At 68.3% G+C, this 23609-nt stretch carries 23 protein-coding genes and 3 pseudogenes; 13 read left to right on the top strand and 13 right to left on the bottom strand.

Features of this window, described 5'->3' with window-relative positions:
- Positions 1-2: 2 nt before the first annotated feature.
- Positions 3-2203: pseudogene (gene katG / locus D3H54_RS14355) on the top strand (catalase/peroxidase HPI).
- A 70-nt stretch (positions 2204-2273) separates the two neighbouring features.
- On the opposite strand, the gene D3H54_RS14350 reads toward katG, so the two are convergent.
- The 3 genes and pseudogenes from D3H54_RS14350 to D3H54_RS14340 all read right to left on the bottom strand — a co-directional run bounded on the left by D3H54_RS14350 (position 2274) and on the right by D3H54_RS14340 (position 4003).
- Entirely contained in the window at positions 2274-2588 is a 315-nt protein-coding gene (locus D3H54_RS14350) for a hypothetical protein (protein WP_149379601.1), read from the bottom strand.
- 69 nt (positions 2589-2657) lie between these two features.
- Positions 2658-3514 (bottom strand): annotated as a pseudogene (locus tag D3H54_RS14345) (cytochrome c biogenesis CcdA family protein).
- A 9-nt stretch (positions 3515-3523) separates the two neighbouring features.
- Positions 3524-4003 carry a protein disulfide oxidoreductase gene (locus D3H54_RS14340; RefSeq protein WP_432246592.1) on the bottom strand — a complete coding sequence of 160 codons (480 nt, stop codon included), beginning with the start codon at positions 4001-4003 and terminating at the stop codon, positions 3524-3526.
- 130 nt (positions 4004-4133) lie between these two features.
- On the opposite strand from D3H54_RS14340, the gene D3H54_RS14335 reads away from it, so the two are divergent.
- Genes D3H54_RS14335 through D3H54_RS14325 form a run of 3 tightly spaced genes read left to right on the top strand, consistent with a single transcriptional unit; the run spans position 4134 to position 7080 of the window.
- Complete coding sequence (locus D3H54_RS14335; protein WP_286199240.1) at positions 4134-4757, top strand: TetR/AcrR family transcriptional regulator; 624 nt, start codon at positions 4134-4136, stop codon at positions 4755-4757.
- A 2-nt stretch (positions 4758-4759) separates the two neighbouring features.
- Positions 4760-5839 (top strand): DUF1214 domain-containing protein, encoded by a 1080-nt coding sequence (locus D3H54_RS14330; RefSeq protein WP_149379599.1) that lies wholly within the window; start codon positions 4760-4762, stop codon positions 5837-5839.
- Entirely contained in the window at positions 5836-7080 is a 1245-nt protein-coding gene (locus tag D3H54_RS14325) for a sulfotransferase family protein (protein WP_149379598.1), read from the top strand. Before D3H54_RS14330 ends, D3H54_RS14325 begins: the two co-directional genes overlap by 4 nt.
- Here the strand turns inward: D3H54_RS14325 and D3H54_RS14320 are convergent.
- The gene (locus tag D3H54_RS14320) at positions 7056-7646 is read right to left on the bottom strand and encodes a restriction endonuclease (RefSeq protein WP_149379597.1); all 591 of its coding nucleotides are present in this window, start codon (positions 7644-7646) and stop codon (positions 7056-7058) included. The two genes, D3H54_RS14325 and D3H54_RS14320, sit on opposite strands and share 25 nt — an antisense overlap.
- A gap of 112 nt (positions 7647-7758) precedes the next feature.
- Here D3H54_RS14320 and D3H54_RS14315 point away from each other — a divergent pair, with 112 nt between their 5' ends.
- Entirely contained in the window at positions 7759-8721 is a 963-nt protein-coding gene (locus tag D3H54_RS14315; RefSeq protein ID WP_149379596.1) for an LLM class flavin-dependent oxidoreductase, read from the top strand.
- A gap of 170 nt (positions 8722-8891) precedes the next feature.
- Complete coding sequence (locus tag D3H54_RS14310; RefSeq protein WP_149379595.1) at positions 8892-9323, top strand: STAS domain-containing protein; 432 nt, start codon at positions 8892-8894, stop codon at positions 9321-9323.
- 7 nt (positions 9324-9330) lie between these two features.
- On the opposite strand, the gene D3H54_RS14305 is transcribed toward D3H54_RS14310, so the two are convergent.
- On the bottom strand, positions 9331-10260 hold the full coding sequence (locus D3H54_RS14305) for a homocysteine S-methyltransferase family protein (protein ID WP_149379594.1): 930 nt from the start codon (positions 10258-10260) through the stop codon (positions 9331-9333).
- A gap of 128 nt (positions 10261-10388) precedes the next feature.
- On the opposite strand from D3H54_RS14305, the gene D3H54_RS14300 reads away from it, so the two are divergent.
- Positions 10389-10886: an Rv1352/Rv1906c domain-containing protein gene (locus tag D3H54_RS14300; protein WP_432246591.1), complete on the top strand. Its 498-nt coding sequence runs from the start codon at positions 10389-10391 to the stop codon at positions 10884-10886.
- Positions 10887-10891: 5 nt separating this feature from the next.
- On the opposite strand, the gene D3H54_RS14295 is transcribed toward D3H54_RS14300, so the two are convergent.
- From D3H54_RS14295 to D3H54_RS14290, 3 genes are all read right to left on the bottom strand, one after another.
- Positions 10892-12010 (bottom strand): YeiH family protein, encoded by a 1119-nt coding sequence (locus D3H54_RS14295; RefSeq protein WP_149379592.1) that lies wholly within the window; start codon positions 12008-12010, stop codon positions 10892-10894.
- 3 nt (positions 12011-12013) lie between these two features.
- Positions 12014-12154, bottom strand: a complete 141-nt coding sequence (locus D3H54_RS31240) for a hypothetical protein (RefSeq protein WP_168214865.1) — start codon at positions 12152-12154, stop codon at positions 12014-12016.
- Between the two features lie 100 nt (positions 12155-12254).
- Positions 12255-13034, bottom strand: a complete 780-nt coding sequence (locus D3H54_RS14290; protein WP_149383538.1) for a CDP-diacylglycerol diphosphatase — start codon at positions 13032-13034, stop codon at positions 12255-12257.
- A gap of 126 nt (positions 13035-13160) precedes the next feature.
- On the opposite strand from D3H54_RS14290, the gene D3H54_RS14285 reads away from it, so the two are divergent.
- From D3H54_RS14285 to D3H54_RS14275, 3 genes and pseudogenes are all read left to right on the top strand, one after another.
- Positions 13161-13565, top strand: coding sequence for a TOBE domain-containing protein (locus D3H54_RS14285; protein WP_149379591.1), 405 nt, complete (start codon positions 13161-13163; stop codon positions 13563-13565).
- A gap of 11 nt (positions 13566-13576) precedes the next feature.
- Positions 13577-14337 (top strand): annotated as a pseudogene (gene modA / locus D3H54_RS14280) (molybdate ABC transporter substrate-binding protein).
- Positions 14338-14358: 21 nt separating this feature from the next.
- On the top strand, positions 14359-15495 hold the full coding sequence (locus D3H54_RS14275) for an alkaline phosphatase family protein (RefSeq protein WP_149379590.1): 1137 nt from the start codon (positions 14359-14361) through the stop codon (positions 15493-15495).
- On the opposite strand, the gene D3H54_RS14270 is transcribed toward D3H54_RS14275, so the two are convergent.
- Together D3H54_RS14270 and D3H54_RS14265 are read right to left on the bottom strand one after the other, a co-directional pair.
- Complete coding sequence (locus D3H54_RS14270; RefSeq protein ID WP_149383537.1) at positions 15486-16124, bottom strand: nitroreductase family protein; 639 nt, start codon at positions 16122-16124, stop codon at positions 15486-15488. The two genes, D3H54_RS14275 and D3H54_RS14270, sit on opposite strands and share 10 nt — an antisense overlap.
- A gap of 45 nt (positions 16125-16169) precedes the next feature.
- Positions 16170-17450 carry a diguanylate cyclase gene (locus tag D3H54_RS14265; protein ID WP_168214864.1) on the bottom strand — a complete coding sequence of 427 codons (1281 nt, stop codon included), beginning with the start codon at positions 17448-17450 and terminating at the stop codon, positions 16170-16172.
- Between the two features lie 125 nt (positions 17451-17575).
- Between D3H54_RS14265 and yaaA the strand changes: the two genes are divergently transcribed.
- Both yaaA and D3H54_RS14255 read left to right on the top strand, forming a co-directional pair.
- Complete coding sequence (yaaA, locus tag D3H54_RS14260; protein WP_149379588.1) at positions 17576-18322, top strand: peroxide stress protein YaaA; 747 nt, start codon at positions 17576-17578, stop codon at positions 18320-18322.
- A 176-nt stretch (positions 18323-18498) separates the two neighbouring features.
- Complete coding sequence (locus tag D3H54_RS14255; protein ID WP_149379587.1) at positions 18499-19623, top strand: GGDEF domain-containing protein; 1125 nt, start codon at positions 18499-18501, stop codon at positions 19621-19623.
- 3 nt (positions 19624-19626) lie between these two features.
- Here D3H54_RS14255 and D3H54_RS14250 read toward each other — a convergent pair whose 3' ends face one another.
- The gene (locus D3H54_RS14250; protein ID WP_149379586.1) at positions 19627-20022 is read right to left on the bottom strand and encodes a nuclear transport factor 2 family protein; all 396 of its coding nucleotides are present in this window, start codon (positions 20020-20022) and stop codon (positions 19627-19629) included.
- An 82-nt stretch (positions 20023-20104) separates the two neighbouring features.
- Here D3H54_RS14250 and speB point away from each other — a divergent pair, with 82 nt between their 5' ends.
- Complete coding sequence (gene speB, locus D3H54_RS14245; RefSeq protein WP_286199239.1) at positions 20105-21148, top strand: agmatinase; 1044 nt, start codon at positions 20105-20107, stop codon at positions 21146-21148.
- Here speB and D3H54_RS14240 read toward each other — a convergent pair.
- Positions 21145-22275, bottom strand: coding sequence for a hypothetical protein (locus D3H54_RS14240; protein WP_149379585.1), 1131 nt, complete (start codon positions 22273-22275; stop codon positions 21145-21147). The two genes, speB and D3H54_RS14240, sit on opposite strands and share 4 nt — an antisense overlap.
- Positions 22272-23591, bottom strand: coding sequence for a hypothetical protein (locus D3H54_RS14235; RefSeq protein ID WP_210419697.1), 1320 nt, complete (start codon positions 23589-23591; stop codon positions 22272-22274). The genes D3H54_RS14240 and D3H54_RS14235 overlap by 4 nt, the downstream gene beginning before the upstream one ends.
- Between the last annotated feature and the right edge of the window lie 18 nt (positions 23592-23609).

The raw sequence follows: 23609 nt of genomic DNA, 5'->3' as shown, positions 1-23609 counted from the left end.
CAATGAAATATGGAATGGAAAGGCAAAAAGTGTCCGAGAGCGAGAATCCGGTCATCGACGCGCCGGAGCCGAAAGCACATGGCTGGCCCGTACCAATCAGGATTGGTGGCCGAATCAGGTCGACGTCACCAAGTTGCACCCGCACTCGCCGTATTCCAACCCGCTCGGCGATGACTTCGACTACGCGGCCGAATTCGCCAAGCTCGATCCTGAAGCGCTGAAGGCGGATCTGCTGTCGGTCATCACCACCTCGCAGGACTGGTGGCCGGCCGACTACGGCAGCTACGCCGGCCTGTTCATCCGGATGAGCTGGCACGCCGCGGGCACCTACCGCATCTTCGACGGCCGCGGTGGCGGCGGTCAGGGCATGCAGCGGTTCGCCCCGCTCAACAGCTGGCCCGACAACGCCAACCTGGACAAGGCGCGCCGCCTGCTGTGGCCGGTGAAGAAGAAGTACGGCAACAAGATCTCCTGGGCCGACCTGCTGGTGTTCGCCGGCAACGTGGCGCTGGAGTCGGCCGGATTCAAGACCTTCGGCTTCGGCTTCGGCCGCCCCGACATCTGGGAGCCCGAAGAGATCCTGTTCGGCGAGGAAGACGAATGGTTGGGCACCAACAAGCGCTACTCCGATGAGCGCACGCTGGCGGAGCCGTACGGCGCCACCACGATGGGTCTGATCTACGTCAATCCCGAAGGGCCGGAGGGCAATCCGGATCCGCTGAAGGCGGCCGTCGACATCAAGGAGACCTTCGGCCGGATGGCCATGAGTGTCGAGGAGACCGCGGCGCTGATCGTCGGCGGGCACACGCTGGGCAAGACCCACGGTGCCGGCTCCGACGAGGGCATGGGACCTGAGCCCGAAGGCGCCCCGATCGAGCAGCAGGGCCTCGGCTGGAAATGCCCGTTCGGTTCGGGCAAGGCCGGCGACACCATCACCAGCGGTTTGGAGGTGGTGTGGACCACCACCCCGACCAAGTGGAGCAACTCGTTCCTGGAGATTCTCTACGGCTACGAGTGGGAGCTGACCAAGAGCCCGGCGGGCGCGTGGCAGTTCCAGGCCAAGGACGCCGAGGCGATCATCCCCGATCCGTTCGGCGGCCCGAACCGCAAGCCCACGATGCTGGTGACCGACGTCTCGATGCGGGTCGACCCGGAGTTCGGGGCGATCACGCGGCGTTGGCTCGACCACCCCGAGGAGCTGAACGAGGCGTTCGCCAAGGCCTGGTACAAGCTGCTGCACCGCGACCTCGGTCCGATCACCCGCTACCTGGGCCCGTGGGTTGCCGAGCCGCAGCTCTGGCAGGACCCGGTGCCGCCGGTGCAGGGCGAGCTGATCGACGACTCCGATGCCGCGACGCTGAAGGCCAGAATCCTGGAGTCCGGCCTGACGGTTCAGCAGCTGGTCAAGACGGCATGGGCGTCGGCGTCGAGCTACCGCAACACCGACAAGCGCGGCGGCGCCAACGGCGCCCGGCTGCGGCTTGAGCCGCAGCGCAGCTGGGAGGCCAACGAGCCCGCCGAGCTGGCCAAGGTGCTTCCGGTGCTGGAGAAGGTCCAGCAGGAGTTCAACGCCGCGGGTGGCAAGACCGTGTCGCTGGCCGACGTGATCGTGCTCGGCGGCAACGCTGCGATCGAGAAGGCGGCCAAGGAGGCCGGCTATGCGATCGACGTTCACTTCGCACCCGGCCGCACCGACGCCACTCAGGAGCAGACCGACGTGGAGTCGTTCGCGGTTCTCGAGCCGCGGGCCGACGGGTTCCGCAACTATGTGCGGCCCGGCGAGAAGACGGCGTTGGAGGAGCTGCTGATCGAGAAGGCCTACCTGGTGGGTGTCACCGCTCCGGAGATGACGGTGTTGCTGGGCGGTCTGCGGGTGCTCGGCGCCAACCACGGCGGCACCAAGCACGGCGTGTTCACCGACCGGGTCGGCGTGCTCTCGAACGACTTCTTCACCAACCTGCTCGACATGGGCACGGAGTGGAAGCCGTCGGAGAACTCCGAGAACGTCTACGAGGGCACCGACCGGACCACCGGTGCGCTCAAGTGGACGGCGACCGCCAACGATCTGGTGTTCGGTTCGAACTCGATCCTGCGCGCCCTGGTCGAGGTCTACGCCCAGGACGACAACGCCGGCAAGTTCGTCGAGGACTTCGTCGCGGCATGGGTCAAGGTCATGAATGCCGACCGGTACGACCTGACCTAGATCTGTTGCAGTAAGCGAAACCCCGCGGGCACTGCCCGCGGGGTTTCGTCGTTGTGGTGCGTGGTTGTGGCTAGCGGCAGCCGCCGGCGCTGACCCAGCGGCCGTTGTACCCCACGCAGCCGGTCACCGGCGGGGGTGGCGGCGGCGGTGGCGGCGGGTAGTCCTCCGGCAGCGGCGCGTAGTACGACGGTGGCGGCACGTAGGGCGCCATCACGTCGGACAGGTTGGCGCACCCGCTGACCGTGACCCGGCGGCCTGCGCTGGCGCAGACGTCGGCGTGGGCCTGACCGCTGGGCTGGATCGTCACGATCGCGGCGGGCACCCCGCTGATCGCCAGGACTGCCGCCCCGGCAGCCCCCCAGGTTCGCATCGACTGTCGCTTCATCGCGTTGCCTCTCCCCTGCATGGAACGTGCAGCGGAGTATATCCACGCGCGAGGCGCGGATTCGGGCGATCAGCGCCGCGGGTGACGGCTGCGTCGAACCCGCACCACCGCGGCCGCTGCGATCAGCACCGCCAGCACCACGACCCAGGTCCAGGCGCTGGTCCGATAAACCCAGCCGGCCAGCGCACCCTGCAGACGGCCGGCGGCCGCGATCACCGGATCGGCCGGATCCCCCTGCGCGCTGAACAACCGGATCTCGTAGAGACCGTAATAGCTCACATAGGCGCCTACCGCGATCAGCACGACGCCGCTGATGCGATTGATGTAGGGCAACAGCCGGCGCACCCGGTCCACCAAAGCTGTACTGGTCAAGGCGATTCCGACCGCCAGCACACCGACGACCAGGGCAAGGCCGGCGGCGTAGGCGGCATAGACGAGCACGCCGTCGACAGGAGACCCGGCGCGCAGTGTGGCGCCGGTGACGGCGAGGAACGGCCCGATGGTGCACGACAGCGACGCCACCGCGTAGCCCACGCCGTAGCCGAACATCGATCCCAGCCGCGCCGTCGGCGCCCCCGCCAGCTCGGTCCGGCAGGCCCCCACGCCAATTCCCGGCCCGAGACCAGCCAGATACCAAGGGCGACAAGGACTATCCCGATGCCGATCGTCGCGTAGGGCAGGTAGCGCTGGACTGCTGTGGCAACCGGGACCGTCAGCAACCCGAACAGTCCGAACACCGCAAGGAAGCCCAGCGCCATCGCCGCGGTCGCCGCCAAGGCGCGTCCCACCGCGGCGGTGCGGCCCGGATCGGCGTCCTCACCGCGCACCACCAGCGTCAGGTAGGCCGGCAGCATGGCGAACCCGCACGGGTTGAGCGCAGCCACCATCCCCGCGGCCAATGCCAGGCCGGTCAGATTCGCGTCCACTGTCGGGGCTCAGGACACCAGTGCGCGCACCCGGTCGCTGAGCTCCTGTTCTGACATCGCCGAGGTGGGGTTGTTGACGAACGTCGACGAGCCGTCGGGACGCAGGAACACATACGCCGGCTGCCACGGCACGTTGAAGCGGGCCCAGATGGATCCGTCGGAGTCGTTGAGGTTGGTGAAATTCAGGTTGTACTTCGACACGAAGGCCTGCATCTGCCCGGCATCGGAGCGTGCGCCGACACCGACGAACGTGACCGTGGGATTGGCCGCGGCCACCTGACTGACGTTGGGGGCTTCGGCGTTGCAGAACGGGCACCACGGCGTCCAGAACCACAGGACCGCCGGCTTGCCTTTGAGGCTCGCACCGTTGAACGGCGCTCCGGTCAGGGTGGTGCCGGTGAACGCCAGCTGATCGTCGGCGCTGGCCGTCGGCGGGGCCGCGACCGCGATGCTCAGCGCGGACAGCACCACGGCCAGCGCTCGCAGCATGACTTTCATGGCATGACCTCCTGGCCGTCGGGGCGCACTAATTGTGTAATCACGATGCCCGGCGGTGAACAGGTTCAATCTGGACGTCACACTCTTGACAGTTTACGTTACGTAACGGAACATAACCGGCGTGACCGCCCCCGATCACGCCGGAGCGCCTGTCCCCGAGACTGTGCGAGGCCGGCCGCGGGACCCGCGCACCGACTCCGCGATCATGGCGGCCACCCGCCGGTTGCTCACCGATGTCGGCTACGACCAGGTGTCCATGGAGTCGATCGCCCGAGCCGCGGGCGTCAGCCGCCCCACCATCTACCGCCGCTGGCCGTCCAAGGCCCATGTCGTCTTCGAGGCGGCTTTCGGAATCGACGGTGGCACAGCAGAACTGCCGCGGTCAGGCGACTTCGAAACCGATCTGCGGGAATTCGTTCGCGGCGCGGTGGCCTTCTGGCGCGAGCCCGTCGTCGAGGCCGCAACGTTGGGCATCCTCGCCGAACGGCGCCGTGACTCCGAATTACACATCCGCACACAGCAATTGCTCGACGACAAGATCCGGGCTGAGCTCGCCGAGTTGGTTCGGACCGCAGCCGCCCAAGGCGTGGTGCGCACCGACGTCGACACCGACACGTTGTTCAACATGCTGGTCGGCACCACGTTCTACGGCGTCCTCGTCGACGGGCGCGCCGACACCGACCACCTGGTCGACACCCTCTGCTCTCTGATCATGCATGGCGCGCAGACACGAGATAAGGAATGAACATGGCAGACGATGAATTGTCGACCGCTTTCCACGAGTTGCTCGATGAACTCGGCGGGATCGAACGCAAGTTCCTGGCCAGCGATCCGCCGCTGCCGGAAGCGGACATCCTCGACGGGTATCGGCTGACGTTCAGCCTGCTGCGGGTCGCCGTCGACGCCTATGTCTGGGGAGACAAGGACAATCCGCGGTTCGTCGACGTCATCGGTCCCTATCAGCGGTGGGGTGGCGACAATTCGGACGCGTTTTATCAACTGGCGCCGATCGATCCCACCCGCACCTACCGGGTGACCGGCAACCGGGGTGATTCGGTCTACCTGTCGATCACCGTCTACGGCGGACCCGACGACGGCCACTACAGCAACCGCATCGTCGGCACCATGAACGACCGCTCCCTGCAGTTCGACGCCGACGGCAACTTCGACTTCACCATCAGTCCCGACCCGCAAGCAGGTGCGTGGCTCAAGCTGGAGGACGACGCCGTCGTCGCGCTGACCCGCGACTACCTGGACAACCCCGAAACCGATCGCCGTGCGCAGTGGAAGATCGAGGCCATCGATCCCCCGGCCCGCAAGCACGACGATCGCGCCGACCTGACCCGCCGGCTGCGCGCTGCCCGGACCTGGCTGGCCGAGCAGTGCTCGTTCATCCCCACCACGGTGCAGCCCGCCAACGACATCGCCGAGCCCTACCCGGTTCCGCAGCAGACCTACGGCTGGGCCGCCGGCGACGCGGCGTACGCGATGGGCGCCTACGAGCTGCAGCCCGGCCAGGCCTTGATCATCGACGGCACGTCGCCGGAATGCGTGTTCTGGAACCTCTGCCTGTGGAATCCGTTCCTGCACACCTACGACTACACCTACGAGCGGGTCACCATCAACGGCGCGCACGTCACCTACGAGCCCGACGGATCGTGGCGAATCGTGGTCAGCGACACCGATCCCGGCCACCCCAACTGGGTATCGACGGCCGGACGCACCAAAGGCCTGATCTGGCTGCGCTGGTTCCTTCCCGAGGAGACCCCGAAACGGCCCAGCTGCCGCGTCGTCGACGTCGCTCAGGTCGCCGGGGGTCTGGCATGACCGCCGATGTGCAGCGCCCCCAGCCGATCCGGTTGACCGACCTCGCGCATCCGGTGTTCCCTGCGGCCGCCCAGCCGATGCGGGATGCGCTCGCCGGCTACGGATCGATCCTCGAGCTGACCTCAGAGGCGTTGCTGGCCACGGCAACCGAACGCACCGGGCTGACCGGGTGGGGCGACGCCGGCTTCCGTGAACGGCTCGACGTCTTGACCGCGTCCCTGCGCGAGGAGGCCGGGCTGTCCGACGTCGGCGTGGCCGTGGTCTTCGAGCAGCTGGTCGGAAACCTGGTCAACCGGCTGCGACTGGAGGCGCTGATCGCCGAGCACCCTGACATCGAGGACATCGAGATCGTCCGGCCGATCATCATCTGCGGCCTGCCCCGCACCGGTACCACCCACCTGCACAACCTGATCGCCGCCGACCCCAACATGCGGTACCTGCCCTACTGGGAGAGCCTGGAGCCCTTCCCCGCGCCAGGCGAAGAGGACCAAGCACGGCGCGACCGATGTACTACCGGACTCGAACTGGTCGACTCCTCGATGCCGGAATTCAAGCGGATGCACGACATGACCGTCGACCATGCGCACGAGGAGATCCAGCTGCTGGCCAACGACATCTCCGGCATGCTCTTCGAGACCACCTACTATCTGCCGTCGTTCGCCGCGCACTACAAGTCCCATGACCAGGGGCCGTCGTACGCGTACCTCAAACGCCAACTTCAGGCCATGCAATGGCTGCGCGGCGGGACCCGCTGGGTGTTGAAGTCACCGCAACACCTCGAGCAGTTCCCCACCCTGTACGCCACCTTTCCTGATGCGACTTTCGTTGTGACGCATCGCGATCCGGTCGAGGTGACGCGCTCGATGGTCACCATGATCGCCTATGCCTCCCGGATGGCCAGTGCCCGGCCGGATCCGGTGAAGATCGCGCGGTACTGGCTCGACCGCGCCGACGACCTGTTCAGCGGCTGCCTTCGCGACCGCGACGTGCTCCCGGCCGATCAGTCGATCGACGTGCGGTTCACCGACTTCATGGCCGACGAGCAGGGCACTCTGGCGGCGATCTACGGGGTGGCCGATCAACCGTTCGACGACGAGGTGCGAGCCGCCATGGCCGACTTCATCGCCGAGCATCCCCGCGGCCGCTACGGCGAGGTGATCTACGACCTCGCCGATGTGGGACTCGACGCCGGTGAGGTCGCCGAGCGGCTTGGCGCCTACCGGGACCGGTTCATCGGCTGAGCCCGGGACATCCGCGCCAGGCGGGTGCGATCGACCAGCACGCAGCCGTGGATGTCGGCGAGTTGGTGAGCGGCCCTGGTGTACCGGTTGTTGGAGACCACCATCGTCGCCGTGCAGTCATGGACGGCCGCACCGGCGACGACCTGCTGGATCGCGGCGCCGTTGACCACCCGGTTCTGCCGCTTGCACTGCACCGCGGTGCGGGTGTCGCCTTTGGTCGCGATCAGATCGACGCCGAAATCACCTGTTGCCCTGGTGATTTCGACCTCATAGCCGAGGCCCCGCAACACCGCCGCCACGTAGTGCTCGAAATCGACGCCCGTCATGGCGTCGACGGCGGCCTGCCCGGTGGCGCGGTACAGCGCGTCGCGCCGGAGGTTTCGGCGGTGATCCAGCCAGGCCAGCAACGCGCGCCATACACTCACCACGACAGCCACCGCGCTCAGCGCGGCCAGCACCCACCCCAGCCTGTTCAGCATGCCGACGAACCCCAGCAGCGCGGTGGCGACCACCCACAGACCCAGCCACTGCAATGCCGTCGTCACCGCTGCCGAGCCCTCGCGCACGCCGCCACCGTAGCGACGGCCGCCGACAGTCCGTCCCGGCGACCGAGCACAGCGGCCAAATCGTGACCCGTTCGCATCGAGTTTGGCGCAATCACCCCAATACAGTGCTCAGATGCTTGCAATTCTCCGCTTCAATTTCGCCTCTCCAGGAGGAGATCCCGGCGTCCAGGGTGAATTGCTTTCGGCCGCAATGGAGTTGGCCCAGTTCGGTGACCGGCACGGAATCGCGGCGATCAGCGTCGATGAACACCACGTCACCGGCCACGGCTGGAGCTGCAACCCGGTCATGATCGCGGGCATGTTCCTGGCCCGCACGGCGAACATCTTCGCCAGCATCGACTGCGCGTTGGGACCGCTGTGGAACCCCGTGCGCATGGCCGAGGACATCGCGCTCGTCGACGCCATGAGCCGCGGCCGGTTGCACACCACGGTCGGCCTTGGTTACCGGGAAGAGGAGTACCGGACCCTCGGGGTGGACTTCGGTCGCCGCGGCGAACTCATGGATCAGCTGCTGGAGACCATGCTGGCCGCCTGGACCGGTGACTCCGGTGTGGTGTCGGGCACCTGGACCAAGCCGCACCCTCCGCTCTACGTCGGCGGCGGCGTCCGGGCCACCGTCCGCCGGGCGGTGCGGTTCGGTCTCCCGCTGAGCCTGCCCGACCACCGGCCCGACCTCGCCGAGTACTACACCGAGCTGTGCCGGGAGGCCGGTCTGCAGCCGTTCGTCCTGATGCCGCCCGCGGTCAACCGCGGAATGATCTATCTGCACGACGACCCCGAGCGGGCATGGGCCGAACTCGGTAGCCACATTCTGTGGGAGGCGGTCACCTACGGGGCGTGGTCCGACGACCCGTCGCGGTCGTCCATGCACCTGCCGGGTGTGCAGACCCTGGCCGAAGTCCGGGCCTCCGGCAGGTACCGATTCCTCACCCCCGACCAGCTGATCGACGAGGTTCGCGCAAGCGCAAACTACGGCCCCATCGTGATGCATCCGCTGGTTGGCGGCATGCCGGTGGAGGAAGCGTGGAAGTCCGTAACTCTGCTTACAGACGAGGTTCTGCCGGCTCTCCGATAGCCGTTCGGTGGCCGACGTTGCCCGAAATCCGGGGTTGGCCCGAAAGTTGGGTTCTTAACAAGGATTTAGCCGCTGCTCCCGGGGACCTTAAATTAGCGGCATAACGTTTGGGTCAAGTTGAGACGGTCTACAACCCGTCACACACGCAACAGGACCGAAACGAGGCACCCATGTCGAGCTTCACGTCGCGATACGGCAACCCCGCTGTCGACTACGAGGGCGCCCACGTTCGAGCACACTCTCGCCACATGGCGACGGTTGTCGCGGTCAGCGGTCGGATCGATTCGGTGAACGTCGACCGGGTCACCGAATGCGCCAAGCGGCTCGTCCTCGCCGAGAAGCCGTTCGTTCTGGACCTGTCCGGCGTGATCTCGTTTGCTCCGCAGGCGATCCGGTTGCTGTGCGATATCGACGATGTCTGCACCGCCGTCGGTGTGGAATGGGCCGTGGTCGGCAGCGACGCGGTGAACCGCCGTCTGCGTAGGGACAGCGACGTCGTATTCCCGATCGTGGGCTCGGTGGCCGAGGCAGAGCACGAATTCGACGACGCGGTTCTGAGCCGTCGTCGACTGCTGCTTCCCCTGCTGAGCAAGACCGCCTGACCGATATTCACCGTGTGGTGAGCAGCGTCCCGAGGGCGCGCATGTGTTCGTCGGTCGTGCCGCAGCACCCGCCGACGACCGCTACCCCGTAACTTCGCCTGAGGTCGTCCATCGCGGCGGCGAATTCCGCGGGTGGATCGCTGTCGGCGTGGTCCAGAGCCACCAATTCGGAGGGGCTCAGCGTCGAACCGTTGGCCTTGACCTCATTGATCCGGTCGACCGCGTCACCGCAGGCGTCGAGGGCGCGGGCGGCAACGGTCGGATGGATGCACGACAGCGAGAAATACGTGGGCGCCGCGACGTCATCCACCTGCCCGATCGCATCGGCGAGCGACGTTCCGTCCAGAACGCGGTTGTCCGCGCCGAGCACCCACGACACGACGAACGGCAAGCCGGTCCGGGCCATGGCCCGAGCCGCGCCGACCGCCTCGCCGACGGCAGGGAATGTTGCCGCGAACAGGAAGTCCACCCCGGCCTCGGCGAGGGTGTCGATCTGCGGCCGGTGGTACTCGAAGGCAGCAGATGCCGAGGGCGCCTCGGCGGGCCGGTAAGCGTCGCCGGCCGGGCCGAGCACCCCGGCGACCCAGACCGGCGGGCCGGTATGGCCGTCGAGCAACTCCTGGTGAAAAGTGGCCGCGGCGCTGTTGAGGCGCCGGACGGCCTCGAGGTCGCCGAGACCGGCGCGACGGGTGTAGGTGACGCTCGCCCGAAACGTCGGCGTGCCGATCACCAGCGGCACACCGGTCGCGGCCGCCGCGTCGAGATAGCTGCGGTAGATCTCCCGCAGTGCCGCCTCGCCCTGCCGGTCGCCGAGCAGTCCGGCGACCTGGACGTCGGGATCCATCGCGACCGGTGTCTCGAACATGACGCGCGTCTCGATCGCGCCGTCGGTGAGGACCGGGATCCCGCTCGCGACGGCGTCGGTGAAGCTGGCCATCAGCTGACGTTAGCTCAGTCCGGACCGGCCGGGTCCGGCGCCGGGTTACCCTAGTTGACGTGGGTCGAATAACACATGTGATCGCGATCAGTGCGCTGGCGGTAGCCGCCGGCGTCGTCGGCGGGGGTATCGCAGCCGCCGACCCGACCACCACCCCGGCGCCCACGCCGTCCCCGACCGGGCCGGCACCCGGTCCGGTCGACGCGTCGGCCCCGACACCCACCCCGGGTGCGACACCGACACCGACACCGGGCGCCACGCCGGCCGGTGCGCCGAAGTCCACCATCGACAGCGACGGCACCTACAAGGTCGGTGTCGACATCGTGCCGGGCACCTATGCATCGGCGGGACCCGTCGAGGGCGGTGCGTGCTACTGGAAGCGGACCGGCGGACCCGACGGCCAGACCAACGTGGACAACGCGCTGACCAAGAAACCCTCGGTGGTGCAGATCGATCCGGGCGACGCCACATTCAAGACCGACGGCTGCCAGCCGTGGACGCTGACCGATCAGCAGCCGCCGGCACCCGCGGGACCGTTGCTGTCCCAGCTTCAGCTGCGCCATGCTCTGGACACCCTCAACGGGATGGCCGGGGCGTCCGGCCAGGGGCAGATGCCGCCGTACTGAGCGTGCTAGGTGGCGCCGACGCCCCAGTGCAGCACTCGTGAGGTGAACAGGACCAGCCCCAGCGACACCACCGCCACCACCACCAGGCCGATGACGGCCACCACCAGCGGCCGCCAGCCGGTGCGGGCCAACTCGCGAAAATTCGTGTTCAGGCCGACCCCGGCGAACGTCAGCAGGAACGCCCACTTCGATACGTTGCCCAGGTTCGCCGTCTGACCCTTGGTCAGCACGTGGGCCGTGGCGAGCGTCGACACCGCCAGGAAGCCCAGCACGAACTTGGGGAACTTCTCCCACACGAATCTCGCCTTGGCCCCGAACCCCGGCGCGAGCTGGTCGGCCTCCCCGCGGGACGCCCAGTACAGCGCGAACCCCAGCACGACGAACCCGATCAGGGCGTTGCGCACCGACTTCACCAGCACGGCGAGCTTGCCGGCCTCCTCGGAGTACAGGTAGCCGGTGGCGGTGGTCTCGGCCGTGTTGTCGACGGCCAGGCCGGCCCACAGCCCGAACTCGTGGTCGGACAGGCCCAGCGCGTGGCCGAAGACCGGCAACGTGAACAACGCGACAGCGCCCAACGCCAAAATCGCGGCGATGGCATAGCTGACCTCGGAGTTGCGCGCCCTGATCGCACCCTTGGCGGCCACGATCGCCGATACCCCGCAGATCGACGTGCCGATGGCCAGCAGCGAGCCCAATTTGCCCGACAACCCGAACGCCTTGGCGGCCAGCAGGATGATCGTTCCGGCGATCGCCATGTCCAGCAGGATCTGCACCAGGGAGATGCCACCCAGTTTCACGATGTCACCCAGGACGAATCGTGCACCGAGCGCGACGATGCCGATCTTCAGCCAGAACTCGTAGGTTTGTACTCCGGGCCGGAAAATCCGGTGTAGCCCAACGGTGTTCGCGATCACCAGACCGATCACGATGGCCCACAGCACGTACTCGATATCGGGAACTGTCCAATGTTGGGATTTGGCAAGCGCATTCCACCAGATCTGGGCGTACTTGCCGAGCAGCCCGACGCCGATGAGCAGCAGCACACCGGGGACGTAGTCGAGCAGGTTGCGGCTGGTGAAGATCGGCTGCTCTTCCGAAGTGTGTGCGACGTCAGTTGTGGTCACGGGTCACCACGGAATCTTGGGGAGGACGTCGGCGGCGGCGAGCACGACGACGATGCCGGCCACGATGGTCGCCCACCAGTCGACGCCGATGGCGAAACGACCCCGGCTCGCGTCGTTCCCACCGGGCTCTGAGGATTCGGTCACGGTCACCTTCCGCTCGCGCCACTGTTCTTACGTCGCCGATGGTGACGACCGGGCGCGGCGCTGACCACCAATGCGCTCGCGGTGATTCGAGATGCGCCGGTTATTTGGCGGTGCCGGGCGTCGCCGGAAGGGGCGGCGGGCAGGAGTCGTGATCCTGCAACTCTTCACCGCCGGCGTCGCCGGTGTCGTCGGCGCGGTCGGCCAAGATGACGAAGCCCGGCCGGCCGGCGGAGTCGGTGGCGCCGACGACCACCAGCGTGTACTCCCCCATGTCGTCGCGGGCGCCGGCGATGCCGTCGGCGAGCAGGGTGAACGGGTTGGCGTCGAGATCGGTGCCGTCGACCGCCATCGCCCAATAGCTGTGGCCGCTCAGCGGAACCGGGACCGGTGCCCAGGTCGCGCCGATGGAACCGGCCGCCGCGCGCAGCGCGTCGTGGACGTCGGCGCGCAGACAGTCGATGTGGATGTGCAGCTGGTTCTGCGTCCGCGCGATCGCCGAATTGACCGCCAAACTCATCCAGTCTCGCGGGATGGTTCCGCCGGCCCGCTGCTCGACGAACGACCGGGACTGCCACGCCGCGCCGAAGTAGTTGGTGGCGTTGGGTTCCCGCAGCTCGGGACTTTCGATACCCGGGATGCGGGCGGTCGGGATCAGCAGGTATTGCCGGTCTCCGACGATGTCCTTGAGCACCGCATAGCCGCCGTTCTCGCCGCGGCTGAGGTCGACGCGGGAACACGGCGCGGGGTCGTGGTGCTGCTGAACATCGACGACGCACTGGTCGTGGACGATCCGCCACAACGCGTTCGGATCGGCGTTGGCGGGCTGCGGAGCAAGCAGTCCCAGCGCCAGTGTCGCCGCCAGCGGTGCGCCACCGCGCATGAGTCGCACGGCCACACCCTACGACGCCGGTGTAACTGCACCGGCTTACCCACACTGTTTCCTCAACTGCGGCTGAAACCAGCGGTTGAATCCGCGGGTGCGGATAAAATCCGCTAGTGTTCGGCCGTGCCGATGCTGCGAATTCGAGAGGCCGCCGAGCTGCTCGGCGTCAGCGACGACACCATCCGGCGGTGGATCGACGACGGCGACCTGCCGACCGGCAACGACCAGTCCGGCCGCAAAACCGTCGACGGAGCCGCGCTGGCGGCCCACTCCCGCAAGAGCGCCGCCGCGGCCCCGAAGGACCCGCTGTCGGTCGCCAGCTCCGCCCGCAATCGGTTCGCCGGACTGGTCACCAAAGTGGTCACCGACACGGTGATGGCTCAGGTGGAGATGCAGTGCGGACCGTTCACCGTCGTCTCGCTGATGAGCAGCGAGGCCGTGCGGGACCTGAACCTCGAACCGGGAAGCGTCGCGGTGGCGGTCGTCAAGGCCACCACGGTGATCGTCGAAACGTCAGGAGCACAGTGATCACACGTCTGATGCCGGCGCTTGCCGCCGGTCTGCTTCTCATCGCCGGCTGCAGTTCCCCGTCACAGCAATCGTCGTCCACGACGACCTCGCCGGGGAACCACACGATCATCGTCTTCGCCGCCGCGTCGTTGAAGAAGAGCTTCACCGCCATCGGCGATCGGTTCAGCAAGGACAATCCCGGTGCCTCCGTGGAGTTCTCGTTCGCGGGTTCCTCCGATCTGGTGACCCAGCTGACCCAGGGCGCCCCGCCGACGTCTTCGCCTCCGCCGACACCAAGAACATGGACAAAGCCGGCCAAGCCGGGCTGCTCGCCGGGCCGCCGGTCAACTTCGCCTCCAACACCTTGACCATCGCCGTCGCTCCCGGAAACCCGAAGGGCATCAAGACGTTTCAGGACCTGGCCACACCGGGCCTCGCTGTCGTGGTGTGCGCACCCCAGGTGCCGTGCGGATCGGCCACCCAGAATGTGGAGAACAAGACCGGGGTGAAACTGACTCCGGTGAGCGAGGAGTCCTCGGTCACCGACGTGCTGAACAAGATCACCAGCGGTCAGGCCGACGCCGGGCTGGTCTACGTCACCGATACCGCGGGCGCCGCCGACAAGGTTCTGGCGGTGTCGTTCCCCGAAGCGGCCGGCGCGGTCAACACCTATCCGATCGCCACCCTCGCGCACGCCGGCAATCCAACTCTGGCAGGCAAATTCGTGGATCTGGTGACCGGTCCGGCCGGCCAGGAGATCTTGACGAAAGCCGGTTTCGGCAAACCCTGAGGACATGGCAGGCTCGAAGCCGTGATCCTGCCCCGCGTCGATGCTGACACCCCACACCTGGCCGACGTGGTGCCCTCGGTGCTGGCCGCGATGGGCGTGGCCGGCTTCGAACCGCGCATCGGATTGGCCGGACCCGTCGCCGGAGCCTGCGTGCTGCTGATCGACGGTCTGGGCGCCGAGTTGCTCGACACCTACGCCGAGGATGCCCCGGTGCTGGCCGGGATGCGGGGCCGCACGCTGCATGTGGGCTTCCCGTCGACCACGGCAGCGGGTCTGGCGGCGGTGGGCACCGGGCTGCCGTCGGGCGGCCACGGCATGGTCGGCCTGTCCTTCCGGCTTCCCGAGATCGGCATCATCAACGCACTGCGGTGGCGTCCACACCCGTGGGGCGAGGACGCGCGCCAGACCGCTGTTCCGGAGGAGATTCAGCCGCTGCCAACGAATTTTGAACGCGCCGCATCAGCGGGCATGGCGGTCAGCGTGATTTCCGGCGCGGAATTCACCGGCTCCGGGCTGACCCGGGCGGTGCTGCGCGGTGGCCGCTACGTCGGGGTGATCGGGCTGGGCGATCTGGCCGCCGAAGTCCGCGCCACGATCGGCGGCGGTGGCTTCTGCTACGGATACCACGCGGATCTCGACCTGATGGGCCATCTCTACGGACCCGGCTCCCCCGCGTGGCGGATGGAACTGCGGCAGGTGGACCGGCTGGTGGAGTCCGTCGTGGAAGCTCTGCCGGCCGGCGGGCTGCTGGCGGTGGTCGCCGATCACGGCATGGTGGCCGTCGACGGCGCGGCGACCGTGGACCTCGACGCCGCCACGGATCTGCTCGACGGTGTGGCGGCGATCGGCGGCGAGGCGCGGGCCCGTCATGTCTACGTGCGCGACGGGGCGGGCGCCGATGTCCTGACCACCTGGCGCGAGACGCTGGCCGAGCATGCCTGGGTGGTGACGCGCGACGAGGCCATCACCGCAGGCTGGTTCGGTGACGCGGTCGACGACCGGGCGCGTGCCCGCATCGGTGATGTGGTGGCCGCCACGCGTGACCGCGCCGCACTGGTGCGACGGACGGCCGAACCGATGGAGTCGGCGCTGATCGGCCAGCACGGCTCGCTGACCAGTGCCGAACAGCGGGTGCCGCTGCTGCTCGCCTACGGCTGAGGCTCGTCCTGCGCGAGGGCGGCCAGCAGGTGATCAGCCGGTGCGTCCCACCGGTCCAGGTTGACCGCGGCCGACAGCGGCCGGCGCCGCAGCGGCCCATGCCTGCCCCGCGGCCAGCCGACGACGACGTGGCCGGCGATCAGCCAGTCGTCGGGCACGCCGACCGCCTCGCGCAACAGTTCCGCACCGCCGTAGGAGGCCCAACCGGTGGGACACGCGCCGAGTCCTTGAGCGCGGGCGGCGAGCAGGAAGTTCTGCATCGCCGGGAAGATCGATCCGCCGAGCAGCAACTCCGAGGCGGTCGGATAGTGCTGCTGGGCGAACAGTACGGACGTGAATTCACCTGCGCGGTCGTGCAATTCGTAGGTCGCGCGGTTGTTGCGAGCCTGTCTTCCGGTGTCCTCCGGCGCGGGGCGGCTCATCCCGTACACCGGCTCGATGACCTCCAGGGCCCGAGCTGCCGCTGCGGCGACCACCTCCCGCTGTTCGGGCGAACGCAGCACCACGAATCGCCAGCCCTGGGCATTGGCACCCGAGGGTGCCCACGTCGCGGCCTGCAGGCAGCGGCTCAGCGTCGCGTCGTCGACCGGCTCGGAGGTGAACCGCCTGATGGTTCTGGCCGTCGACATCACATTCCAGATATCGCTGCTGATTGCCTTCACGCTGAGGGTCTATCAGACGTCGCGGTCGCGCCGATCGGCGGATTGGCGAAGCCGTGCCTTGTGCCGATACATGTCGATGTCGGCCTTCCGAATGAGCTCCTCGGCGGTCTCTGCGTGACCCCACGTCCACCCCACCGACGCGGTGAGGTCGAATTCGCTCGAGTCGGCGGTGTAGCGGCCGGTCAGCGCCGAGCGCACGGCCACCGACAGGACGCGCACCTCGTCGTCCTGTGCGGCGTCCGGCAGCAGGACGACGAACTCGTCGCCGCCCAGGCGATACGCCGAATTCGGTTCGTCGACAGCATTTTTCAATCGTCGGGCAACCTCGGCGAGAACGACGTCACCGGCGGCGTGCCCGTGCGAGTCGTTGACATGTTTGAAGCCGTCCAGGTCGATGAAGATCATGCCGACCGGAGTCGCCGGCCGGGCGCTCTGCTGTTGGGCGACGCGACTGACCAGAGCCCGACGGTTGTAGAGCCCGGTGAGTTGATCGGTGACGGCCAGCCGGGCCAGCTCGGCTTCGGCGACCCGCCGCGCGGTGACGTCCTGGAACTGCGCGATGACGAGGTCCTCGGCTCCCGGCAATCGGCCCGGCACCAGGACTGCGCTGCGCTGCATCCAGATCACGCTGCCGTCGCGGCGGATGTAACGGCGCTCGGAGGAGACCTGGGTGACCGTCCCGGCCAGTAGTGCAGCCATCTCCTGCTCACCGGCGGCAATGTCGTCGGGGTGGACGAACTCGCGGTAATCGCGGCCGACGAGTTCGGGTGCGCCGTAGCCGATCAACTCGCACAACGCCGGGTTGGCGAGCAACATCTCGCCGGTCTTCATCGCGACCGCTTTTCCGTACGGGGCGTTGGCCATGCTGACCTCGAACAGCCGTCGCGCGTCATCGAGGGTGCGCTCGGCTTGCGCCTCCTCGGTCAGGTCGGTGCCCTGAACGTAGAAGCCGTGCACTTCGCCGTCGACGATGTTGGGGACGTAGGAGAGCAGGGTGCGCCGGGTGACACCGCCCAGGCCGACGAGCTCGCGCTCGAACAGCTGCTCGTGGCCGGCGAGGGCGCCCATGATGTAGGGCAGGTTCAGCGCGTAGACGGTTTCGCCCAACACCTCGCGGATATGCCTGCCGTGCACCTGATGCGGCGCCATCGCGAAGTACTGCAGGTAGGCATCATTGGCAATCACGTTGCGGAGATTGCGATCCCAATATCCGACGATGCCCGGCAGATGGTTGACGAGTTGCCACAGTTGCCGGAGTTCGTCGTCAGGGTTCGGCTGTTCGGCCGACGCCACCTTCACCCCTCGATGCGCTGCTGGTGAGTCGTGTCCTGTTGTGTCAAAACACTGACCGCCAAACTTATCAGCGTCGCGCCGGGGCCAGGTACAGGCGCCGCGGAGTCCCCGCTACCGTCTGCACCGTGATCGTTCTGCTTCCGCCGTCGGAAACCAAACGCAGTGGCGGGGACGGCCCCCCGCTGCGACTCGACGGTCTGAGCAATCCGGCATTGGGTCCGCTGCGCCGGGACCTGCTCGACGAACTCGTCACGCTGGCCGCCGATCCCGAGGCGTGCCGGGCGGCGCTGGGGATCTCCCCCGCGCAGGACGCCGAGATCGACCGCAATGCCGCGCTGCTGACCTCCCCGACGCTGCCGGCCATCGTCCGCTACACCGGCGTGCTCTACGACGCCCTGGATGTGGAGTCGCTGCGCGGCGCCGCGAAGGCGCGAGCCCACGCTCGGCTGGCGGTGGGATCCGCCTTGTTCGGGGTGCTGCGCGCCGACGACCTGATTCCGGCCTACCGGCTGTCGGCCACGTCCAAACTGCCCGGCAGCACGACACTCGCGGCCCGGTGGCGTCCGGTCCTCGAGCCGGTGCTGGCCGAGATGGCCGCCGGCGAGTTGATCGTCGACCTGCGGTCCGGCTCGTATGCGGCGCTGGGCCGGCTACCCGGCGCGGTACGCGTCGACGTGCTGGCCGAGCGCCCGGATGGCCGCCGAACCGTCGTCACACATTTCAACAAGGCGCACAAGGGCCGGCTCGCCAGGGCGCTCGCGACGTCGCGGTCCGAACCCGGTGACGCGGCCGCGGTCGCCGCCGTGGCCCGCCGCGCCGGGATGCACGTCGAACGGGCAGGCAACGAGCTGACCGTCGTCGTCCCGGCGTGACCGAATCCGGCCATTCGCCACACCCGTCGAATTGTCGTGTGCGGAAAAACTGAGAAAACCTGGGGTGGCCAGTGCAGAAAGCGTTCGCTAGGCTCGGTACCCGGCATCGGTAGCGCACACGCGATTTCGTTGCTGACACGTCGTGCAGCAGCGGTGCGATCACGAAGGGTGGGGTAATGCGTCTGGCGTTGTCCACCCGATCCGCGAATCAGTACTACACCTTGACCGCCCTGCTCGCGGCTCGCGGCGCGCAAACCTATACCTCTCGGGTGATCGCCGGCAGCGTCTTCACCCTGGGCCTGATCACGTTGTCGACCATCGGCAGCTCGGCCGCTTTGCGGTGGCCGTTCAGCCGATCACTGCTGATAGTGGTGTCTGTTCTGTGCTTCGCATCGACGGCCGTCTGGTTACGGCACCGGTGGCCGACCCGAAACGAGTCGGCGTTGCTGGTGGTCGTCGCCTCGGTGTCCATCGCGATCGGGTCCGTCATTCCGGTGGTTCCGCTCTACGGACTGCTGGGGGCCTCGTCGTTCGCACTGGTCATCGGATACGCCGCGCTCTTTCACGGCCCGCGGTTGCTGGCCACGGTCCTGACCATCGCCCTCGGCACGCTGCTCTACCTGGCCGCGCAGATGGCAGGAGCCGATCTTCCGCTGACGCTGGCCGGCGTCGCATTGATTCTGCTGCTGTATGTCTTCGCGGCGTTCTCCTGCCGTCTGGTGGTGTGGCTGACCGGAGCCGAGGACGGCGCCGACGCCGTCGAGCCGCTCACCGGACTGCTCAACCGCGACGCGTTCTATCTGCAGACGGCCACCCTGCTGGCCTCGCGCAACCGCGGCGACGACCGCTTTCTGGTGATCGCCGTCGTCAACATCGACAGCTTCGCGGCGATGGTCGCCGTCGCAGGCAACCGCGGCGGTAACCGGGCGCGGGTGGCCGCGGGCCAGGCGCTGCGTGAGACGGTGCGGCGCGACGCGATCGTCGGACATGTCAGCGAGGCGGAATTCCTTGTCGCCGATTGCTTCACGACGGCCGATTCGTCACCGCTGATCGAGCGGATCCGGGGTGCGGTGGCCTCGTCGCCGGCCGGGATGACGGCCAGTATCGGCGTGGTGAGCACCCCGCTGCAGCCGCTGGTGGAGCACCCGCCCAACGAGATCCTCGACGAGATCGTGGCATTGGCCACCACCGCGATGTACGAGGCGCGGCGGGCCGGCGGCAATCAGGCCCGCTATGTGGTGAGCCCGAACCTCAGCATCTGCGACGGCGACGGCGACGGGTACGACACCCCGCTGCTGTGACCCTCAGCGGGTGGCCTGCCGGACATCGGTGGGCGCGCCCACCGATTCCGGGTCGACCTCCACGCCGTAGGACGTGATCGATGCGATCTCGGCGCCGGCGAATCGGCAGATGTGGCAACTGGAGACGATCGTGACGCCGTCCGGGCGCCGGTACCGGCCCAACACCTCGACGACGACGGTGTCGTCCTGTTCCACCGTCAGGCACCGGTCCCAGGTGGCGACGGTCGCGGCCAGTCCGCCCGCGGTGTCACGGCATGTGGTGGCGACGGCGTCGGCACCCTCCAGCACCGAGTAGCCGACGATCGTCCACACGACGTCGCGGGCCAGGTGCGGAAGAACGTCGTCGAATCGGTGCTGGGCGAACGCGCGGGCGATCTCGGCTCGGCTCGGTTCGCTCACGGTGTCAACTCCCACAGATTCCTACGGAACGCTCTCCCGTCGAGGCTAACCCGGCCGGCTCGGCGGCGGTAATGTCTGGCCGATGAGCCACGGCCACGACCACAGACCCGAGCGTGAACTCCCACCCGGTATGGCCGAGCAGCTGGATCTGCCGTATTCGGGGATGGTCTCGTTCGGGCAGCGCCCATTCCTGACCGAGCCCGAACAGTTGGACAGCTGGCGCCCGGACGTGGCGATCGTCGGGGCACCGTTCGACATCGCCACCACCAATCGGCCCGGCGCCAGGTTCGGCCCGCGGGCGATCCGGTCCACCGCGTACGAACCCGGCACCTATCACATGGATCTCGGGCTGGAGATCTTCGACTGGCTAGAGGTCGTCGACTTCGGCGACGCGCACTGCCCGCACGGGTCCACCGAGGTGTCGCACGCCAACATTCGCGAGCGGGTGCACACCATCGCATCGCGCGGCATCGTCCCGGTGGTCCTCGGCGGCGACCACTCGATCACGTGGCCGTCAGCCACCGCGGTCGCCGACGTGCACGGCTACGGCAATGTCGGGATCGTGCATTTCGATGCGCACGCCGACACCGCCGACATCATTGACGGCAACCTGGCCAGCCACGGCACCCCGATGCGCCGACTGATCGAGTCGGGCGCCGTGCCGGGAACGCATTTCGTCCAGGTCGGGCTGCGCGGCTACTGGCCGCCGCAGGACACCTTCGAGTGGATGCAAGAACAGGGCATGGTCTGGCACACCATGCAGGAGATCTGGGACCATGGCTTCAAGGACGTGATGCGACGCGCCGTCTCGGAGGCGCTCAACAAGGCCGAAAAACTTTATGTGTCAGTCGATATCGATGTTCTGGACCCCGCGCACGCGCCCGGCACCGGAACGCCTGAGCCGGGCGGCATCACCAGTGCCGATCTGCTGCGGATGGTTCGGCAACTCTGTTACGAGCACGACGTCGTCGGCGTCGACGTGGTGGAGGTCGCCCCCGCGTACGACCACGCCGAACTGACGGTCAATGCCGCCCACCGGGTGGTGTTCGAGGCGCTGGCCGGGATGGCGGCCCGCCGCCGCGACGCGGCCAACGTCAAGCCCGGACCGCCGTCGCCCCTGGCCTAGTAGTCGGACTCCGCGGCCAGGGTCTCGGCGAGGAACGCATCAGGTCCCGGTTGCGCGAGTCGCTGCCGCGCGAACCGCCGGACCCGTTCGCGCGCTTCGGCCGCCTCCGTCACCTCGGCCCCGACGGTGACGGCGGTGGCCGACCAGTCCTGATCCCATCCACCCGCAGCGGTCAGCGGCGCGTTCGACGGATCGAGCAGCGGGATCACCGCACGGCCCGATGCGTCCAGTGCGCCTACGCCGGTGATGTCCCCACAGCGCAGTGTCACCGGGATACCGGCGGGTGAGCCGGGTCCGACGACCGCACTGTGCAGCGTCGCGCTCACCCGGTCGCCGTCGGCGGCCACCGCCCAGCTCACGGTGTCCTCTGCGGCGTCGAAGACGCCACCGGGTACCCCGGACCACGCGATGGACGCCGCGCCACGGGCAATGAGTCCGGCCGGAGCCGGTCCGGTATCGCCGCCGGCGGCCAGCGCGTAGTCGTCCTGGCGGACCGGCGTCGGCTGCAGCGGAACGTTCGCGAGCGCATCGCTCAGGTCGGCCCAGCCCGGTGCGTCGACGCCCACCTCCTCGGCCAGCCGCACACAGTTGCGGACCAGCTCGACCACCCGCGGGTCACCGACGAGCAGATGCATCGACAGCGCGCCGGCGTGCGGGGCCAGCAGCGCGCCGATGTCGGCGTCCAGGCCGTCGTCGGTGACGAAGTCCTCGGCGTCGGCGGTCAGCAGCGCGATCTCGGCATCCAGCAATGCCGGGTCGAGGCCGACGATGCCGTCGCGCACGCTGGCCGGCCACCATCGGCGCAGCCAATGCCCCACGGCCAGCCGGCGCAACCCGGCCACGGCGCCGGGCCGTACCTCCACCCCCGAAAGGTCCACTCCGGCATCGTGATCCGGCGGTTCGGCGGCCGCGGCGGCCAGCGCATGGTGGCCGTCTTCGCCGACCACCCGCCACAACCAGTCCGCGCGGGCGGCGTCGGTCAGGGTGATCTGCGCACCGGGCCCGTCCGCCGACTCGTCGACGGTCCAGGCCAGGACCGCGCCGGCGACCTCGAGCACCGCGACCAGCGGCACCGGGGCCACCTCGGGCCCGATCCGCCACAACCCGGAGTCGGCCACCAACCTCATTGGGGCACCTGCACTTCCAGCATCGCCTTGATCCGCTGCCGGTGGTCGAGGCTCACCGAACGCGCGACCCCCTCGAGCAGGGCACGCAGATCGTCGACATCGTCACAGGGTTCCTGCCACACGTCGCGGCCGTGCAACCGCGCCCACAGCCGACTCAAGTAGGGCTGGGCGAAGCACGCGAGCTCCTCGACGACCCTGCGCTGACGGGGATGCACGGGGTCGGCGCCGGCCAGCACCCGGCGTGCGTGCAGCACGTACGCCTCTTTGCGCAACCGGGCCTGGATGATCGCTGCCACCTGATAGGTGGTCTCTGCCCGTTCGTCGAGCGGTGCCAGCTGGCCGGCCACCTCGATACCCGCCACCAGCGCGGCCTGGTTGTCCTCGCCGAGGAAACCCCAAGGGGCACAAGCGCGATCGACCTCCTCGGCGCACAGCAGGGGCACGTCCGGCAACTCGTCACGATCCAGCGCGCGGCGCAGAGTGGCCCGCACCCGGTCGACCACGCTGCGGTCCAGCGGCCGGTCGCGCTCCGGTCCCCCGGCCAACGGCGGTGGCCCCAGCGGCAATGCGGCAGTCAGGCCGAGGTCGACCAGCGACCACGGCAACGCCGACGGTTGACTGCGGGCGCGGGCGCCGAGGTTGTGCGGCGTCGCGTCGGCGATCAGCGCCGACCACACCCGTTGACGGGCAACGGCGGCGCGATGCCCCTCGGCCGGCCCCAGCACCGTGGTCAGGCCGGCCAGGAACGGCCCGCTGATGCTGTCGTCGGCGCGAACGTCGGCCCAGCTGCGATGCAGTTGGGCCGACAGGCGGGCCATCACCTGCGGTGAGGCGACGTGCGCGTTGAGCACCTCCACGGCGGTGCGGTCACGGTCGTCGTGAACGGCACGCAGCGCCGCCGACGCCACGTCGAGCCCGTTCCCGCCGGGCGCGCCGTCGGTGACCGCGAGCTCGAAGCACACCGGGAAATAGAGGTCTTGGGCATTGCCGGTGGTGATGCGCAGACGCCGGCGTTCCTGCTTCATCAGGTCGAACCATGCTGCGGCCCAGCGCAGTCGGTCCGCGTGGTCGCCGATCACGTCGGCCATCTCGGCTGCGACGTCGGCGTCGACGAACGGTGCGGAGTAGGCGGGATTGCTGCGCAGCCGCAGCACCAGCGGATCGATGATCCGCTTCACCGTCCTGCGCAGCGGCCCGCCGTCGTCGCCGCTGAGAACCTCGACGCCCGGACCGATCATCCGCCACGCACGGTCGATCACGGCCCGCCGCGGTTGCGACGTGCCGACACCTGCGACCGTGTCCGGACCGGCGCTCATCCGGACAGAATAAGGCCA

The sequence above is a fragment of the Mycobacterium sp. ELW1 genome, assembly GCF_008329905.1.
Taxonomy (GTDB): domain Bacteria; phylum Actinomycetota; class Actinomycetes; order Mycobacteriales; family Mycobacteriaceae; genus Mycobacterium.
The sequence above is the reverse complement of the archived record's forward strand: the minus strand, read 5'-3'. Positions and strand labels throughout refer to the sequence as shown.

Bases quoted from the DNA above. Each gene is read 5' to 3' on its own strand.
- D3H54_RS14350 (WP_149379601.1), bottom strand. From the start codon at position 2,588: ATGAAGCGACAGTCGATGCGAACCTGGGGGGCTGCCGGGGCGGCAGTC.
- D3H54_RS14340 (WP_432246592.1), bottom strand. From the start codon at position 4,003: ATGCTGCGAGCGCTGGCCGTGGTGCTGTCCGCGCTGAGCATCGCGGTC.
- D3H54_RS14330 (WP_149379599.1), top strand. From the start codon at position 4,760: ATGGCAGACGATGAATTGTCGACCGCTTTCCACGAGTTGCTCGATGAA.
- D3H54_RS14325 (WP_149379598.1), top strand. From the start codon at position 5,836: ATGACCGCCGATGTGCAGCGCCCCCAGCCGATCCGGTTGACCGACCTC.
- D3H54_RS14315 (WP_149379596.1), top strand. From the start codon at position 7,759: ATGCTTGCAATTCTCCGCTTCAATTTCGCCTCTCCAGGAGGAGATCCC.
- D3H54_RS14310 (WP_149379595.1), top strand. From the start codon at position 8,892: ATGTCGAGCTTCACGTCGCGATACGGCAACCCCGCTGTCGACTACGAG.
- D3H54_RS14305 (WP_149379594.1), bottom strand. From the start codon at position 10,260: ATGGCCAGCTTCACCGACGCCGTCGCGAGCGGGATCCCGGTCCTCACC.
- D3H54_RS14290 (WP_149383538.1), bottom strand. From the start codon at position 13,034: ATGCGCGGTGGCGCACCGCTGGCGGCGACACTGGCGCTGGGACTGCTT.
- D3H54_RS14270 (WP_149383537.1), bottom strand. From the start codon at position 16,124: ATGTCGACGGCCAGAACCATCAGGCGGTTCACCTCCGAGCCGGTCGAC.
- D3H54_RS14255 (WP_149379587.1), top strand. From the start codon at position 18,499: ATGCGTCTGGCGTTGTCCACCCGATCCGCGAATCAGTACTACACCTTG.
- speB (WP_286199239.1), top strand. From the start codon at position 20,105: ATGAGCCACGGCCACGACCACAGACCCGAGCGTGAACTCCCACCCGGT.
- D3H54_RS14240 (WP_149379585.1), bottom strand. From the start codon at position 22,275: ATGAGGTTGGTGGCCGACTCCGGGTTGTGGCGGATCGGGCCCGAGGTG.
- D3H54_RS14235 (WP_210419697.1), bottom strand. From the start codon at position 23,591: ATGAGCGCCGGTCCGGACACGGTCGCAGGTGTCGGCACGTCGCAACCG.